The sequence below is a fragment of the Staphylococcus sp. MI 10-1553 genome (assembly GCF_010365305.1).
Classification (GTDB): domain Bacteria; phylum Bacillota; class Bacilli; order Staphylococcales; family Staphylococcaceae; genus Staphylococcus.
Genome location: NZ_CP048279.1, coordinates 468,842 through 486,128, shown reverse-complemented (window position 1 = coordinate 486,128; position 17,287 = coordinate 468,842). Strand labels below are relative to the sequence as shown.

Sequence of the window (17,287 nt, the reverse complement as noted above, 5' to 3'; positions counted from 1 at the left end):
ATCTATCTCCAAATGAGGTACCTTGATTGTCAATTCAATACAGACCCACTGTTCAATCGATAACTTCTTTCATTATAATTGATAAAGATTATCATTATCAACTGCAAGTGTGTTATTCACTTTTTTTAAATTTTTTTGTGAGATAGTGCAACCTGACCAAAGTTAAAATGACCCAAAATATAATACCTCCAATATAAAGAAGAACGTTACTATAATAAAAGGTGAAGATCGTCGTCCAAATACCGAGGACAATCACCAACATTTCTGTCCAAATCAACCATCGTCTCCGAACAATATCGTGATAGCGTTCGTGAATTTGTTCAAAGTCGATATTCGCAATAAGGGATTCTAATTTAAACACATAAATCACGAGTACAAATAAAAAAAGAAAACCAAAAACGGCAAGTGAAATAACCATTGAGCTGCTCCTTTTTCTATATTTTTTTAGTTAATAAAAGCATAACATAAATAAAGAATTTAAAGGAGGTTTCGAATCGAGCAAAAGAATAGCCATTTATTGACTATTCGTCCTCTCACACCACCGAGCGTATGGTTCCGTACTCGGCGGTTCAATATCTTGCGTAAGCCAACTCTGCAAGCTGTGCTAATAGTATTAATCCTCACTTGTAGAGTTTGTTTTGTTGTAAGTGCATGATGAACTTCGTGCGCGTTCGATAACCGCCAATATTTCTTACGAGACTGTGCGATTTTCACTGCACTTCTATGGTCAAGACCATATTGACACAACATCTTATACTTTGTTCTTACTCTTTTCCACCGTTTAAGAATGAGTTGTCTAAGTCGGTGGTTTAACCAAGATTGCGTGCTTTCAATAAATCCTCTGATAAAATCTCTACATCCAGCCGCGCGTCACTTGGTTAATTTCAGTGATAATATCCTTGAAAGTACCGGGTCTATTTCGTTTTGTTAATCTCCTTAAAGCGCGTATTAAATTTCTTTTTGCTTCCATAGTCGGTCTGAAGCCATAGCTATGATTCGAAAATGTTCAGTCGATGTTTGGTTCAATCACTTGTCTAATGGCTTGTTGTATTACTCTGTCTCTAGCGACAGGAATACCAAGCACACGCATTTTCCCGTTTGGTTTGGGAATTTGAACTTTTCGAACTGCTTGAGGTTGATATGAACCATCAAGCAGTTTTTTCGTTATCTGCGAAAAGTACTGCGCAAAGTGAGCATGGAGTTCACTGACTTTCATGCCGTCAATTCCAGGAGCACCTTTGTTTTTCTTAACCTTCTTGATAGCTTTTTCTATGTTGTCAAGTCTTACAACAAGCTCCATCAGTGATGGATGAAAACAACGCTCTAACAGTACCATAAAAACGCAGTAAATGAGACCACCCAAATCGCATTTTCCAGTCGCATTAAAAACGCTAATTTGATACCACCTGAATAAACTCCTTACTGGAGTTTATTTTTTTACGCTTATTACTACTTTTTAATGATATAAAAATACTTGTACACTTTGTACAAATTTTTTTTGGAGGGATTTTATGCCTAATTATTTAGAAATTATTAGACTACATGAGTTGTCATTTAGTCAAAGGAAGATTTGTGAAAGCGTGGGTTCAGGTAGGACTTTGGTAAAACGAACAATTGATATTGCTAAGGAAAATCAATTATCGTATCAGATATTAAGAAATTGGGACATAGGAAGAATATCAGATATGTTTGATGTTAGAAAAAATCAATCAAAAATGAAATTTAAAGATAATGATTTTACGATGCCTGACTATAAAGAGCTTTCAAAATCATTATCCCAACCTGGTGTTACTATGAAATTACTTTGGGAGGAGTATGTGCATGCTTGTCGTTTAAATAATAGGGCTTACTATCAATTAACTCAGTTCAGAAAGTACTTTAATGAATACTTATCAAAACAATCTTTTTCAGAAATAATTCGTCATAAAGCTGGAGAAAGAGTTGAAGTTGATTGGGCTGGTTCTAAAATCCGTTGGATTGATCCTACAACAGGTGAAGTTATTTATGGGTATTTGTTCGTTGCTGTCTTACCTTTCAGTGGATATGCATTCGCCTATGGTTGTACCGATATGAAACAAGAAAATTGGATAAATGCACATGTGGAAATGTTTAATTATTTTAGAGGTGTTCCTACTTTACTTGTATCAGATAACTTAAAAACAGGAGTGATTAAAAACTCAAAAACAGGTATCATACTTAACCGTAGTTATGAGGATTTAGCCACTCACTTTAGAACAATCATAATGCCAACACGCGTTCGTAAACCAAAAGATAAAGCTACAGTAGAAAATACTGTTAAGCAATTAACAACTTATATCATTGCCAAGATGAGAAACTATCAATGTTTCAGTATAGAACAATATAACAATCTCCTGCTAGCAGAATTAGAGAAATTCAATAAGAAACCTTTTCAAAAGAAAAAAGGATCTAGATTTTCCTTGTTCGAAGAACATGAACGCAGTGCACTTCAGAGTTTACCAGCCTGTAAATATGAATTCTGTGAGTATAAAACAGCTAAAGTTTTTGCTAACTCACATATAACATATAAGAAGCATAACTATTCTGTTCCTCATCAATATATTGGCGATACTGTTCAACTTAAAATTTCAAAAAATACTATTAAGATATATAAAAATGAAACATTATTATGCGAACATTCAACTCTATATAAACATCCTGGTGGCTATACTTCTATTAACGACCACTTTCCTACTAATAGTAGCACACATGGTGAGTGGAACAGTAAGAGATATTTAAAATGGGCATCTAGAATCGGACCTAATACAAGAATTGTTGTGGAGAAAATGTTCGAGGAAGGTCCTGAGCAGCGTCACTATAAAAGAGTTCATTCCTTATTAAAATTGGCAGACAAATATACAGATCGCACTCTGGATAATGCCTGCCTAATCTCCTTAGAGAAATCAATGAATCCTGGATTTAACTTAATAAAAAATATATTATCAAGTGGAGCTTTCCAATTAAATTCTAACAGCGGTAATGCTCCTGAACAATCATTTTTAAGAGGAGCTAATTACTATGATAAATAATAAAGAAAGATTAAGTAACCTAACAAGATTATTAAGAGAAATGAAAATGTCTGTTATGGCAGATCATTTAAGTGATATCTATACTAATCAAAGTAATCAAAACCTATCCACTTTAGATATATTAGAAAAAATAATAATAGAAGAATCAGATACTAGATTAAGGAATAAAAAAGAGAGATATAGAAAAGCTGCGAATTTATCTGTGATTAATGCAAGATTAGAGAATTTAATCTATTCATCCAAAAGAAAATTGAAACCTGAAACGATTGAACAGCTATCTACTAATGACTATATTCTTTACAATAATAATGTCATTATTCAGGGCGCCACCGGCACTGGCAAAAGCTATCTAGCCTGCGCATTAATCAACCACGCAATTGACAATGGACATACAGGGTTATTTTTTAGAATGACTGATTTACTAAGTAAATTACAACAAGCTGAATATAATAATACGTTGGATAGATTATTAAAGAAACTTGGAAGAGCTGATATTTTAGTAATTGATGATTTCTTATTAACTAATACAACTGAACAAGAACAAAAGTATTTAATGGAAGTGTTTGAAATAAGAAGCCGCGAAAAGTCATTAATACTTTGTTCGCAAATGACTTCTGTAGAATGGCATAAGAAATTAGGCGGTGGAGCCATCGCAGATGCGATTTTAGATAGAGCTGTATCAAAGTCATATAAAATATTTTTAGAGGGTGAATCATTGAGAAAAATTAAATAGTAGTACTGGTACCAAATGGCCGATTTATGTGGTACTGAAACATACTAAGATTAGCTGTGAAGAAATTTATGACGATAGATTTCTTCACAGCTATTTTTTATAGTTGTAGAGAGAAGTAGATCGCGCAGTCCCTTGGATCTTTGAATCCGTAATGTAAACTGATCAGCTTTACTCTCCTTTTGAAATTCGATTGAAGTATGTTGGGTTTTAGAAACCGTGTATAGGAAAATGAAATGAAAAAGGCTAAGTAAAGTTAAAATCTTCTCAATTCAATAGAGAAAGGTATGATTTTTATTAACTGTTTTGGTATTGATATCAGTAAGTCAGAAAGTGTGGTCGCACATTATAAGGATGAAGTTTTCGTTAAAGAATTGGTCATTCAAAATAATCAAAATGGCTATCGTTATCTTAAAAATGATATCAAGCATCTTGATTCCCTGTTTATCCTCTTTGAATCAACAGGTGTTTATTCAAGAGGTATGAAACACTTTTGTGAAATTCACAAAATAAATTACTTAGAAATGAACCCCCTAGAAGCCAAGTTTAAAACAAATTCGTTAAGATCATGGAAAACAGATAAGTCAGACGCACATAAACTCGCACTTCTTGCCTTTAGAATGAAAGATTCAAAGGTACAACGTCATCCTGAAGAGATCTACTTTGAACTGAGAGAACGTGCGCGCTTTCACTTAGAAATGGAGATCAACCAAAATTGTCTCAAAGTTGAGTTAGTCGAAACACTACATCAAACATTTCCAGGGTTAGAAAAGTTATTTACTAACAGATATTCAAAAATCGCATTAAATATAGCTAAAGCATTTCCTCATCCTGATTATGTAAGTATTTTGACTCATGATGAATTGGTGGAAAAAGTACTTCATTCAACTGATAAAGGCATTTCAATTAAAAAAGCGCACAAGTATGCCAAAAAATTAATTGAAATAAAGAATAATAGTTTTCCGAATGTGCGCAAGTCTTCTTTCCTCCTACAAAAAGTCCAATACTTATGCGACAAACTGCTTATTGGGATAGAAGAAATGAAAGCATTTAATCAGGAAATGATTGATTTAGCTAAAAATACAACTGAGTTTGAAAATATTATTTCAATTCCTGGCATCGGAGAACTCACAGCTACATTGCTTATTGGGGAACTTGGAGATATTAGAGAATTCAAAACAAATAAACAACTGAATGCATTTGTAGGCATTGATATTAAACGTTACCAATCAGGAACTTCAAAGAGTCGAGATACGATTAATAAAAGAGGAAATAAAAAAGCAAGGCGTTTATTGTATTTAATCACTATGAACATTCTTAGGGGAAGAAATCATTATCAAAGCCATATTGTGGATTATTATTATAAATTAAGAGAGCAGCCTCATGGGAAACCCCACAAGACTGCCGTAATAGCGAGTATCAATCGCTTATTAAAGACCATTCACTACTTGATAGTCAATGATAAATTATATGATTATCAGAAAGCACCACACTAACGAAACCACATAATCATATACATCATAACACCTTATTCAAAAAAGTAAAAATTGGACGGTCTAGTTCAGTAATGTCAATTTCACTTATTGAACCCTTGACAAATCGTAGGAAAAGGGGCTGGGACGTAATTCTTGCCCTCTTCGCTAAAAAAGCTCTGATTAGATGTAAAAAAACATTTAATCAGGGCTTTTTTAGATATTATTTAAAAAAATAAAGCACTTCCTGTATAATTATTAATAACGACAAAAATAATAGACAGGGGTGCTTTATATGTATAAAAATTATAACATGTTTCAACTTACACTTCCAATAGAAACTGAGATGTCTTTTCCTGAAAATGATATTGTATTCATTATTAACAAACTTGTAGAATCTGTTCCCCAAGAAGCTTTTAATCCATATTATAGCCAAAGAGGTCCTTCATCATACCATCCAAAAATGATGTTAAAAATCATACTTTATAGTTATGCCCATTCTGTTTTTTCAGGGCGAAGAATCGAACATCTGTTAAAAGATAGTTGTCGAATGATGTGGCTTGCGCAAGGTCAAACGCCAACTTATAGAACCATCAATCGCTTTAGAGTGAATCCCCACATGATGGAATTTCTACATATTTTATTTGTCGGTTTAAGAGCCCAATTATTAGAAGATAAACTCATTACAGAGGACGTCATTTATATTGATGGCACAAAAATAGAAGCAAATGCGAATAAGTACACATTCCAGTGGCTGGCTAATACGAAGCGTTTTAGTCAGTCTGTCATTGAAAAATCAACGGCTTTATATGAGCAACTCGTTTCTGAAGAGATTATTCCTGAAATCAAACGTGAATCTGGGCATGAATTAACAAGTGAAGAACTGAATCAAATAGAGACGCATTTAGGTCATAAAAATGATGCGCTCACGTCTGAAATTGAAACGACTCAAGATGTAGAGACAAGAAAAACCCTTAGAAAAGAAAGAAGTAAGGTGAGACAAAGTAAGAAAGCCATCCAAGATTTTAAAGACCGTAAAATCAAATATGACAAGCAAATGGAAATTTATGGTGACAGAAAAAGTTATTCAAAGACCGATCATGATGCGACCTTCATGAGAATGAAAGATGATCATATGAGAAACGGCCAATTGAAACCGGGTTATAACCTACAAATCGCAACCCATAATCAATTCGTTTTAGCTTTTGGTGTTTATAGTTATCCAGGTGATACAAGAACGCTCGAACCATTTTTAAAATCCATCCACAATTTATATGGTGACATTCCAGAGTATATTGTGGCAGATGCGGGTTACGGAAGTGAATACAACTATACCATGATACTCGATGAATTTGAGAAAACACCTTTAATCACTTATAGTATGTATCTCAAAGAGAAGCAGCGCAAATATAAAAACAATCCATTGATTACTGCTAACTGGGAATACCGTGAGATAGATGATTACTATATATGTCCTAACAAAAAGGAATTACATTTCCAAAGTTACAGAAAGAAAAGAGATGGATACGGTATTCAAAGAGATTTTAAATTATATGCATGTGAAGCGTGTGTGGGCTGTCCATTACGAAGTCAATGTATGAAGCAAAGTACGAACCCCAACACAAATAAACGCTTATTTAAAAATTTAACTTGGGACTATTTTAAAGCCTTCACAAATCAACAGCTTTCAGATCCAAAGACGAAACACATTTATCAAAAGAGAAAGATAGATGTTGAATCAACTTTTGGAAATCTGAAGGCTAATTTGGGTTTCCAAAGATTATCGGTTCGCACAAAATCAAAGGTTGAGTGTGAACTTGGCATCGCACTCATGGCAGTAAATATACGAAAACTAGCTAAAATAAGTGCTCGTTTTCGTTCGTTAATAAGAAAAAAACCGTTAAATTCTAAAAAAATGAATTTTAACGGCTTTTTCTTAAAGGAGCTGAAGGTCTATGTCCCAGCCCCTTTTATGGTTCTATTAGCGCGTCGTATGCAGATGGAGACTTACGATACATTTCTTTCATTTCACCTAAGATTTACTGTACACACTCATGTATTCTTTTTCGTTCCACTACTTATCCTTCCATAAGTTGCCGGTTAACACCGTATTCTATTGATAAGACCTTTCCGACTGTAGTGTAACCCTTTACACTCATGTCACTTCATCATTTACTATATAGAACTCGGGTAGTATGGGACTTCATCATCTTGCATTGCAAATTCATCCGTTCTACATAGTCTTAGTACACTGTTTCGATTCGTCAGTACGAGTTTTTGCATCCAACTTCCTTCAGGTTCCACTTCACAATGGACGCCCTTATCTTTCGCTAACAGTTCTTACTCCCAAGCCTATAAAGGTCTTTCACCACCAATACACTACCCATGCCGAGCGCACCTCAAAAACGCGATTTGCATAGTAACACAAATCGCGTTTTTAATTCTAAAATAACATAATTATACACTTATAGATGAGTTTTATTCAGAAAAATTTCATAACCTGTATTCTAAAAATTAATGATTGATTCCTATTACTCAAATGCAATTCCTACATTTATTCATGAATAAACCAAAACAGCTTTACCTAATCTTCTTCTATTATTATACGTTTGCGCTACAAACCTATCCCCTTCTTCCACGGAATAACATCCATCAACCGGAACAATAAAACTACTGGGGTTGTAGTTGGCTAGTGCTTTTTCTAAATCTTCACTTGTTCCAATGCAGTTACCAATAATAGACATATTATTTATCATAACTTTTAAAATAATACTCTTTAAATTATTAGTATTAAATTTATCAGTGTCTTCCATGAATTTATTATGCTGATTTTTATATCCACATGTAATATAGCGACCATAGGTTTTTAGTGAATTAACAGCTTTTTCTAAATGCAAATCAAAAAAAGGATCAAAAACAACGTCAAAAGTTCCTAAATCCTCATGCTCTTTCCATTTCAAAAATGATTTTTCCACTTTAACAAGTTTTGCTGGAGATATTAGAGAAATTTCTTCTTTTGACCAAGTTGATGTTGTTAATACAGTAGTATCGACATTCTTTTCAAGTAAATTATTAATAATAAACATTGACGTATTTGATCTTCCACTTAAAACTAACACACGCTCTCCTTTTTTAATGTTAACTTTCCTAACCATACTAGTTGATGTTTGACCACCAATAGAAAAGCTCGCTGCAATAGCATCATCCATATTATCTGGGATAGCAGTGAGTTTAGATTTATGAATTCTCAACCATCCTTTTGAAGCTTCGTTAGTCACTACACCTGCAGCAACACCTGGAAAAGGAGATTCTGGATAAGCACAGTTAGGAATTACACGTTGGCCAATTTCAAAATTTTCTACTAGGCTCCCTTTCGCAACAACAGTAGCCACAAAATCTGAGCCAAAAAATGCAAATGGAGCCGCTTGAAAATTCAATTCTCCCTGCATTTTCAATGCTGATTTTAATATGATTGCTTTATCTCTATAATTACAAGAAAATGCCAATACCTTAACCAAAACAAAATGGTCATTTTCTTTTTCACATTCATTGAATGTTGGTTTTGGAATTTCAATAATACCGCATTTTATTTTAGATCCTGCAATACTAATATCTGGAAGCATTTCAACATCTTTTTCTGAAACTAAATCTGTATTTACTATCGTTAAAACTTTCACGACAAACCCTCCTCCTATACTTTAGTTATAAATCTATCCCTATTGAACTTTTTAGCAATAATCAAATATATTGAAAAATCTAAGATAATTAAAACTGAGACTAAAATTAATGAGATTTTGGTACCAAATAAAAACAATCCACTTGCCTGTGAAATTAAAAATCCAATAATAGGTAGTATTAGTAACATAGAAACTGACTGTGCTGACTTACTAGTTTTCATCTTATGCGAAATTGCTATTACTAATGAGATCGATAGAAAAGTAATCAATGGCGCTATTAATCCCCCTATTATTATCCAATTAAGGTTTGGAAATATTAATTTATCCATTGTATTTATTGAAAATACGTTTATAATAACGCCAAAAACTGTTATTGAAATCCATGTTACAATTATTGCTGGTAAAAAAGATGATAATATTTTTCCTAACATTAATTCTTTATTTGTAATAGGTGTATAGAGTAATCCTTCAATAGTTTTCTTTTCTCTTTCTCCTGTAAAACTAGAGGTCGATAATATTGTTGAAACAATAACTGGTATTAATAAAAAAAATGGTATAAAGAAATACATTAAAATGGCATAAATTATTGCATTATTTTTAGAAATATTTATTGGAAATATATCGTTAGGTAATTGTTCAATAAAAATATGAATACCTCCGATAAAATTTACTAAGGTATTATTTGTTCCTCCCACTATTACTAGTAATGGCAATAATACGCTAAAAATGAAGGGAATGACCAATACTGATACGATTATTCCTTGTTCACCTTTTGCCTCCAGGATATCTTTTCTTACAATATTGCATACATATTTAACATTCACCATGTTTGACTTCACCTATTTTCTTGAAATAAAATTCTTTAATTTCACGTTCAACTTTGGTAACCTCATAAATATTAATGCGCTCGTATACCAACATCTCAATTATTTTTGATATCATTGCTGTTTCTTTTACGGACACCCTTACTACGTCTTCATCATATGCTTCACAACTAATTATAACTTCAGAAAAATTTTTTAATAATTCAAGACATTTCAAAGGATTATTTGAAACTATTTCAAAAGTCGCTCCTGGCCATTCAGAACTTAAAAGTTTAGATGAATTTCCGCATACAATAAACTCACCATTATACATAATAAAAATATTATCCGCTATTTTTTCCAATCCTTGAAGTTGATGTGTACACATAAAAACTGTTATATTTTTTTCATATACAATTTTTTGAATATATCTAATCAGTTCTTCTGCAGCTGACGGATCCAGTCCAGAGGTGGGCTCGTCTAAAATTAATAATTTAGGTTTATGTAGCATAGCTCTTATAATTGAGACTTTTTGTTTTTGGCCTTTACTTAGTGTACCTACCTTGCTATATTTTCTTTCGTGCAAATCAAAGTGATGCAATAACTTATCTATGCGTCCGGAAATTTGTATGCTTGGTATATTGTAAAATATCGCCCAAAGTTTTAGGTTCTCATAAACTGTTAAACTTTCATAAAGGTTGCCATCATTTTGCACTCCAATAAATTCCCTTACTCGGTCGAAATCTTTATCAGTTGTTAATGTGCCGAACACTTCTACTGTACCTTTAGTGGGTATTAGTAAACCTGTTAATATACGAACAGTTGTTGTTTTTCCGACACCATTTGGCCCTAAAATAGCATTTATAGATCCTTCTTCTAAAGAAAACGAAACATTTTTGATAATTTCCCTGTTATTAAGGGATTTCTGAACATTAGTTACTTTAGCTATCATCAAATCAGTCCTCATTTAATAGTTTTTCTTCTAAGCGGACGATAAAAACTAACAAGAATTAATATCAAACAAACTAGCCCTCCACTAATCAACGGATACCATAAATTGGTAGTATTTATTCCTTCTATCAAAACGTTCTGTGGTTTTAGTAATGTAACAGGTGACAATTTTTGAAATTCTTCAATGGAGGAAAAAAACATTGCAATAAATATGAAAATTTCTACAATTAAAGCAGCGACAAATGCTGAATTTATCCAAAACGCAATTACCCCACTAAAAGTTGAAAAAATCAAAATTCCTATTATTTGAATAAAAAGTCCCTGAATAGCATGATTTAAATTAAAGTCATCAAAATAAATCCATGTTGTATACAATGCACTTAAACTTCCGAAAAGCGCTCCTAAAGTCACAACTATTAGACTTACAAGAATCTTTGGATAAAGAATTCTACCTGAATTACTTGCTCTAGTTTTGTAATATAACTGCATCGATTTGTCTCTCCCAATTCTACATGTATCTCCAATGATATATGCAGTTATAAACATCACGAGCTGTGATGCATTTTTAAAGTAAGATAAAATCAAATCTGTCCATTTAGGATCTGCAAATATAATTTTCGTATTACTATTACTAAAACTACTTATAATATCATTTGAATAATAAGCGATAAGCGGAGATGTAAAGCCAGAAAATAAAAAAACTACAAAAATTACAAGAAACTTTTTACTTCTAATCCATATCATTAATTCTAATTTAACCATATCTCTAACCTCTCACTTTTTATTGCGATTTTTTACATGTGCTTCAAATGCATCTTCTAAAGAAAATATCTCTCTTTCTATCCTTACAATATAATCGGCATAAGAATTAACTAGAGATAGTACTTTTTTTATTTCATCCTTTTCAAATTTTATTGCTTTATCAACTAAAATATGTGAAATGTTATTTTCTTTTAAAATATAGTCCAAATTTTCAGAAATTTTAGAATCGGAAAATTCTATTAATGACAGAGTTTGATTTTCTCTACTAAAACTATTTAAACTTCCTTTGTAAATAAGTCTACCTTCATTGAGTACAATTATTTCCTCGGCAATTTTTTCTACTTCTTTTAAATTATGACTTGATATAACAACTACGTGATTTTTTGCCACTTTATCCACTAATTGTAAAACATCTTTTTGTCCAAATGGATCCAAAGCACTTGTTGGTTCATCTAAAAATATTATCTTTGGATCTAAAACCAGTGCAGATGCAATTCCCAATCTTTGTCTCATGCCACGAGAAAAGCCTCCCACAAGCTTATTTTGACTTTTAATTAAGTCTACTTCTTTTAATACATCTAATATTTTTTTTTTATAATTTTTGACCGGTTTTCCTCTCAACCTTATTGTTTGTTCTAATACTTCTTTAGGTGTCAGAAAAGACTCAAAAGATGGTACATCTGGACAATACGCAACATCTTCATGATTAACATTTACAAAACCCTTATGAAACTTTAATTGTCCAATTATTGCGCTGATTAAAGTTGTTTTACCAGCACCATTAGGTCCTATTAAACCAATCACTCCATTAGTCTTTTCAAAAGTTAAAGTAATATCTTCTAGTGCAATAAAATCCCCAAAGTGAATCGATAAATTGTTAACATGAATTAAACTAGTCACCCATTATCACCTCGTGTTTCTCTTCCAAATAGGAAATAAATTACTCCGCCTAAAGGAATAGAAATAATAATAATAATACTCCACCCCCATTTAGGTAAGTATTTGACCATATTAATTTTGTACAAATCACGATAACATATAAATAAATATATAATTATTAATATAATTATAGGAATTAAAATTTTAATATACATATCCATTTTCCTCCTCAATTTATAAATCGGAATAATTTTTAGATATATCTTCTATATTTATATTATATGATAATAATCTTTGCTTTAATAATAATTTAAAATCTACACCTGTAATAAAATGATCTTGTATCGCATCTGCTATTGCATTAGACCGATGTTCTCCAAAACTTTGATGCATACCTTGTCTCTGAATAGGTTCATCTGCTACATATAAATTATGCACTATTTTTTTTGCCAACAAAGATCCTTTTATATTTCTAATAGGGTTTTTATTCACTTCATTAACCAATATTTCTTGAACTCTCTGTGTATCTTTGCTACTATAAAAAACTAATGCGTCATTTCTTGGGTAATTAGTCGAAGATGAAAGCACTTTTGCTGAAAATGAAATCTTTTCACTTATTAATTTTTCAACACAATTCACCCATGTTTCGATTCCATATTCAGGCGTATCTGCATAAATATAATGTCTTTTTACATTACCATTATGCATACCGTTTTCTGTGTTTACAAACATAAAAAAGCCGGGCGTAAGATTCGGACGAAAACAAGGAATACTTATAAACTGGTCTATTCCTATATCTTCGTATATTCTTACACCGTGTAATATAGGATAGCTTTTGCTATAAACTTCTTGCTTTTGAACAGGCATTTTAATTTCAGGATCTTTTAAACGTTTAATAATATTACTGTCTAAATCATTTAATGAATTTATTATTTGATTCATATTCATCTCTATATTACCTGTGTGCAACACTTTATATAACCATTGTATTAATTCTACTTTAGGTTTCTCTAAAACACCTTTATATACATTATTTGCTACTGTTACTTTATTTAAGTCTACCTCTAAATTCATGTTAGCTAATAATGTTTCAATAGAAGTATTATGTAACATTAAAATCCCCCCTATTTTTACTATTTAAAAATTTCCTCAAACTTATTAGGAGACAATATTATTTCTCTTCCAATCCCTAAAATTGCTTTATCTGTAGCTGACAATTTAAAAGAATATTTGGCTCTACTCATGATTCTTTCAATAATAAACCATCCAATATTTATTGATAAATTTATTTTATTAATTGGTTTTACAATTGAATAGGCTTCATATGCTGATTTCATAATTGGTATCATTTCTTCTATATATGCCATACCTCTTTCAACAAATTGTGACTCGATCTCTTTTTCATCTGAGGTTTCTTGTGTGGTTTTACTAAAAGTTTTTAACAGACAGTTAAAATAGATCGAACCTATTATTCCCGCAAGATCTCTTGTTCCATCACCGATTCGTAACTCTTCAAAATCAATAATATACATTTTATTTTGATACCATATGAATTGATCCAGTCTTACGTCTCCATGACACAGGCATTCATCATTTTCATTATTTTCATCATTTTCATCAAACAATGACTCTATAAATTTTTTATCTTGATGTAAAAGTGCAAACAGCTCTAATTCTGCGCCAGTACAACTAGCATAATCATACTTGTTTATTGCTATCATAAGCGAACGTCTATTTGGCAAACTTTTTTCTTTATCAACATCCACTATCCAATTGTTTGTTGTGTGTATAATGGCTAATGCATTTGATGCTATCTTTATCTTATTTTCCAAACAATCTGACTTTTCTAGCAAAAAGTCTTCCAGTGAAATTCCTCCTTCTAACCACTCAAAGTATAAATCTAATTCATTTTTATCATAATCTAAAAGCTCAGGAGAATTTATCTTAGGTAAGTTTTTGTGTAATTTTTCCCACTTCAAGCAATTATCAAATCTTCTTTGTGCATCACTTTTCGGACCTACTATTGTCTTTTTAAAAAAATTTTCTCCTCCCTTCTCTATTTTTTTATTAATATTTCGTCCTTCCCTAACTTTCATGTCCATTCCTCATTTCTTTTTCATATAAAATACTAACTCAAATATATAAATCATTTTACCTTCAAAACTCCATAAAATTCCAACAGCTTATTAGCACATCCAAAAATGTATAATTCTTCCAATAAAGAGAGGGCTTCTCTTTTATTTATGACAAACATAAATTGCAAAAAGTCTTCTTTTTCCAGATTTCTCGTTGACCAGATACATGATAATACTCCTGGTGCTGATCCTCCTTTATAAATAACATTATTATTTTGAATATCATCCCAAGGTATCCAACTATTATTTAACAGGTAATTCATACTATACCTCACGTAGTCTAAATCGATATAATAGTCTAATCCCTCAGTCCAAACAACTTTTTTCATTGCGGATTTTCTCCATTGTTGTTCGAAATTTGATTCAGCACACCATGCTTCAGTGTAAATTTTCTTTGTTAAAGGAAATTTAAATTTATATCCTTTGTTTTCTACTTTAGAATTTTCAAAGTTCAAAAAATTTTTGATCTTATTTTCCCCTAGATAATTGATAAAAACATCCATAGCTGTATTATCTGAAACGAGCAATAATAATTTCAATAATTCTTCAACGGTAAATACTTCACCAATATTTTGTTTGCTTATTCCCGCACTCAAAACACTTATATCCTCTTCTTTTATTTTAATTGTACTACTCAATTCAATATTTTCTTCACTAATTTCCTTATAAATGCAGGCTGCTACAATAATCTTTACCATAGAAGAAATTGCTAACGGCATATTTCTATTTTCTTCTGATTGTATTTTTAACAAATTTTTTTCCCAATCTAATTGGATTTCATAATCCGCATTGATTTGTTTTATGGCTCTTTCAAAATCTTTTATATTGGTCATCTCAGGTATAGTTGGTAAAATGAAGAATCTATCTAACAAATTTTCTTCATCCAAATACATTTTTATACACCCAGAAATGTTTCTTTCATGCAAAACAATTTCATTGCTCTCTTTATTCCAAATGTATTTTGTATTTCCCAGCCTTAATGCAATTATTAAATTTTCAAGATTCTTTATATCTTTCTCACTTTTCTTTTTGGAAACAATTTTCCTAACTTCACTTTTAATATCTGATTTATCTTTAGAATTCAGTAACTTTAAAAATTCTATATGAACATTCAACATAAAGGTCACCACCCTATTATTTAGAATAAAATCAAAACACTTCTATAAAGTTATATTACACACTCCAAGTAATTGTCCATGAAATCGAATATGAATAAGTTACACTTAATGAAATTGATGTTCCTACATTACCTAATTCACATTCATCTACAGCACACTTTTGAATATTGTTAGCTGTTGTATAGTTGCTATATCCATTGAATAATAAATCCTTCATAATTCAATCCTCCCATAGATAACAGGATGGTAACCGCTTTCATTTTATTTCACACAAACAAAAAAGTCAATATTGTTTTGCGCTTTTTATTTTTTTATAAATTTAAGTTTATGTTATCACTTATTACACAATACCATGAAGTCTATAAGAAATACATTAACCTCAATATTTACATCTTCTAACTAATAAACAAAGTTATTAAAATTATATATTAAAATTTACATTTTAGTTGAATCTTGATATTTTAATCTGTTTTAAACAACACCTATAAGATATATAATAAGACATTAACTCAATCTTTAAACAGCAGTTGTTTGATTGAGCCGTGATATATGAAGGAGTGTTATTTTATACCATGAAAAGCATGAAGCTAAATTTCGCTGAGCTATGTAGCTAGTAGCATTATGATTTAAGAACGTTCAAAAATATTACGAAGTTAGGAAAGAAATTAAAATGTAGCTACACAAATTAAAGCAAAATATCAAAATCCAATTCTATACTTTTAATGAATTAAATAAACTCTTAATCACATTAGAAACCAAAGAAATAATACTTTAAAACAATTAAGCAGAATCAAGCTACTAATTATTGATGAGAAAGGCTAAATATAAATGTCAAAATAAATATGTACAATTATAACGACAAAAATCCCCTTTTCAAATTTTTTGGGGATTCATTGCGTAACAAGATAACGTCATCAGCTATTATTAATAGACTCATTCATCATTCAAAAATATTTATAATTACAGGGGATTCATACCGACTTAAAGACTATAAAAGTGAAAAAAGTTTAAACATACGTCATTCTTAAACCGCTAAAAAATGACATTTTCAAACCGCTATTGACATAGTGCTTATATATCATTTTTAGACTATAATAATTTACAAGAATTTGAACAAAGGAGTGTTAATATGCCTACATTTGATGCTAACAAATTAAAAAAAGAATATCTTGATTGGTACAACCAAGAATTAGAGTTTTCTAATTTGTCAAACAATGTAGTAAGAATAGACTCTCCTTTTAAAGACCACACTTTAGATAATTTGATTATATATGCTATATACGATCAATCTCGGGACATCATCACTTTAACAGACGATGGCTATACTATATTCGGATTAGAAAACAATGGGGTTTTCATAAACAAATCGAAAAAACGCAAAAAAATCTTTGAAGAACATCTTTCAGCATATGGCATTAAATATAATGATATGACTCATGAAATTTTTGTTGAATCTAATTTTAAAAACTTAAATAAATCTAAACATAATCTATTACAGTGCCTTATTTTCGTTAATGATATGAAAAAATATATTTATTAACTTAATTTTTCCAGGGTGCTCCCACTTACCCTTATTTTTTACTTTCTTGCGATTGAAGAAGTGTCTATCATACACCTTGAAAAAGAGGAAAGAAACAAAGAAGTATATCAGATAGATGATGACTTAATGTATTTAGCACTCCGCTTCCATGTAATGCAATACACTACACAATG

At 31.1% G+C, this 17,287-nt stretch carries 15 protein-coding genes and 3 pseudogenes; 6 read left to right on the top strand and 12 right to left on the bottom strand.

The window, feature by feature from the left end; genetic code table 11:
• Positions 1–112: 112 nt before the first annotated feature.
• Both GZH82_RS02130 and GZH82_RS14495 read right to left on the bottom strand, forming a co-directional pair.
• A complete protein-coding gene (locus tag GZH82_RS02130) occupies positions 113–418 on the bottom strand; it encodes a hypothetical protein (protein ID WP_162681101.1) in 306 nt (101 codons plus the stop codon).
• Between the two features lie 151 nt (positions 419–569).
• A pseudogene (locus GZH82_RS14495) lies at positions 570–1,336 on the bottom strand (group II intron maturase-specific domain-containing protein).
• A gap of 175 nt (positions 1,337–1,511) precedes the next feature.
• Here GZH82_RS14495 and istA point away from each other — a divergent pair.
• From istA to GZH82_RS02105, 4 genes and pseudogenes are all read left to right on the top strand, one after another.
• Positions 1,512–3,047 (top strand): IS21 family transposase, encoded by a 1,536-nt coding sequence (istA, locus tag GZH82_RS02120; protein ID WP_162680792.1) that lies wholly within the window; start codon positions 1,512–1,514, stop codon positions 3,045–3,047.
• Positions 3,037–3,780, top strand: a complete 744-nt coding sequence (locus GZH82_RS02115; protein ID WP_162680791.1) for an ATP-binding protein — start codon at positions 3,037–3,039, stop codon at positions 3,778–3,780. The genes istA and GZH82_RS02115 overlap by 11 nt, the downstream gene beginning before the upstream one ends.
• 293 nt (positions 3,781–4,073) lie before the next feature.
• Complete coding sequence (locus tag GZH82_RS02110; protein ID WP_343236282.1) at positions 4,074–5,273, top strand: IS110 family RNA-guided transposase; 1,200 nt, start codon at positions 4,074–4,076, stop codon at positions 5,271–5,273.
• Between the two features lie 271 nt (positions 5,274–5,544).
• A pseudogene (locus GZH82_RS02105) lies at positions 5,545–7,224 on the top strand (IS1182 family transposase); the annotation flags it as partial.
• A gap of 583 nt (positions 7,225–7,807) precedes the next feature.
• Here the strand turns inward: GZH82_RS02105 and GZH82_RS02100 are convergent.
• The 10 genes from GZH82_RS02100 to GZH82_RS02055 are packed head-to-tail and all read right to left on the bottom strand — an operon-like array spanning position 7,808 to position 15,791.
• Entirely contained in the window at positions 7,808–8,926 is a 1,119-nt protein-coding gene (locus GZH82_RS02100) for a quinone oxidoreductase family protein (protein WP_162681099.1), read from the bottom strand.
• A 14-nt stretch (positions 8,927–8,940) separates the two neighbouring features.
• On the bottom strand, positions 8,941–9,753 hold the full coding sequence (locus GZH82_RS02095; RefSeq protein WP_162681098.1) for an ABC transporter permease subunit: 813 nt from the start codon (positions 9,751–9,753) through the stop codon (positions 8,941–8,943).
• On the bottom strand, positions 9,740–10,681 hold the full coding sequence (locus GZH82_RS02090; protein WP_162681097.1) for an ABC transporter ATP-binding protein: 942 nt from the start codon (positions 10,679–10,681) through the stop codon (positions 9,740–9,742). Before GZH82_RS02090 ends, GZH82_RS02095 begins: the two co-directional genes overlap by 14 nt.
• Positions 10,682–10,692: 11 nt before the next feature.
• Complete coding sequence (locus GZH82_RS02085; RefSeq protein WP_162681096.1) at positions 10,693–11,442, bottom strand: hypothetical protein; 750 nt, start codon at positions 11,440–11,442, stop codon at positions 10,693–10,695.
• Between the two features lie 12 nt (positions 11,443–11,454).
• A complete protein-coding gene (locus GZH82_RS02080) occupies positions 11,455–12,342 on the bottom strand; it encodes an ABC transporter ATP-binding protein (protein ID WP_162681095.1) in 888 nt (295 codons plus the stop codon).
• Complete coding sequence (locus GZH82_RS02075) at positions 12,339–12,536, bottom strand: hypothetical protein (protein ID WP_162681094.1); 198 nt, start codon at positions 12,534–12,536, stop codon at positions 12,339–12,341. The genes GZH82_RS02080 and GZH82_RS02075 overlap by 4 nt, the downstream gene beginning before the upstream one ends.
• Before the next feature lie 19 nt (positions 12,537–12,555).
• Positions 12,556–13,434 (bottom strand): T3SS effector HopA1 family protein, encoded by an 879-nt coding sequence (locus tag GZH82_RS02070; protein ID WP_162681093.1) that lies wholly within the window; start codon positions 13,432–13,434, stop codon positions 12,556–12,558.
• 20 nt (positions 13,435–13,454) lie between these two features.
• The gene (locus GZH82_RS02065; RefSeq protein WP_238989617.1) at positions 13,455–14,417 is read right to left on the bottom strand and encodes a phosphotransferase; all 963 of its coding nucleotides are present in this window, start codon (positions 14,415–14,417) and stop codon (positions 13,455–13,457) included.
• Between the two features lie 50 nt (positions 14,418–14,467).
• Complete coding sequence (locus GZH82_RS02060; protein ID WP_162681091.1) at positions 14,468–15,574, bottom strand: serine hydrolase; 1,107 nt, start codon at positions 15,572–15,574, stop codon at positions 14,468–14,470.
• A gap of 55 nt (positions 15,575–15,629) precedes the next feature.
• Entirely contained in the window at positions 15,630–15,791 is a 162-nt protein-coding gene (locus GZH82_RS02055; RefSeq protein ID WP_162681090.1) for a signal protein, read from the bottom strand.
• A 625-nt stretch (positions 15,792–16,416) separates the two neighbouring features.
• Here GZH82_RS02055 and GZH82_RS14490 point away from each other — a divergent pair.
• On the top strand, positions 16,417–16,602 hold the full coding sequence (locus GZH82_RS14490) for an ATP-binding protein (RefSeq protein WP_343236267.1): 186 nt from the start codon (positions 16,417–16,419) through the stop codon (positions 16,600–16,602).
• A 101-nt stretch (positions 16,603–16,703) separates the two neighbouring features.
• Positions 16,704–17,096 (top strand): annotated as a pseudogene (locus GZH82_RS02050) (DUF1828 domain-containing protein); the annotation flags it as partial.
• Between the last annotated feature and the right edge of the window lie 191 nt (positions 17,097–17,287).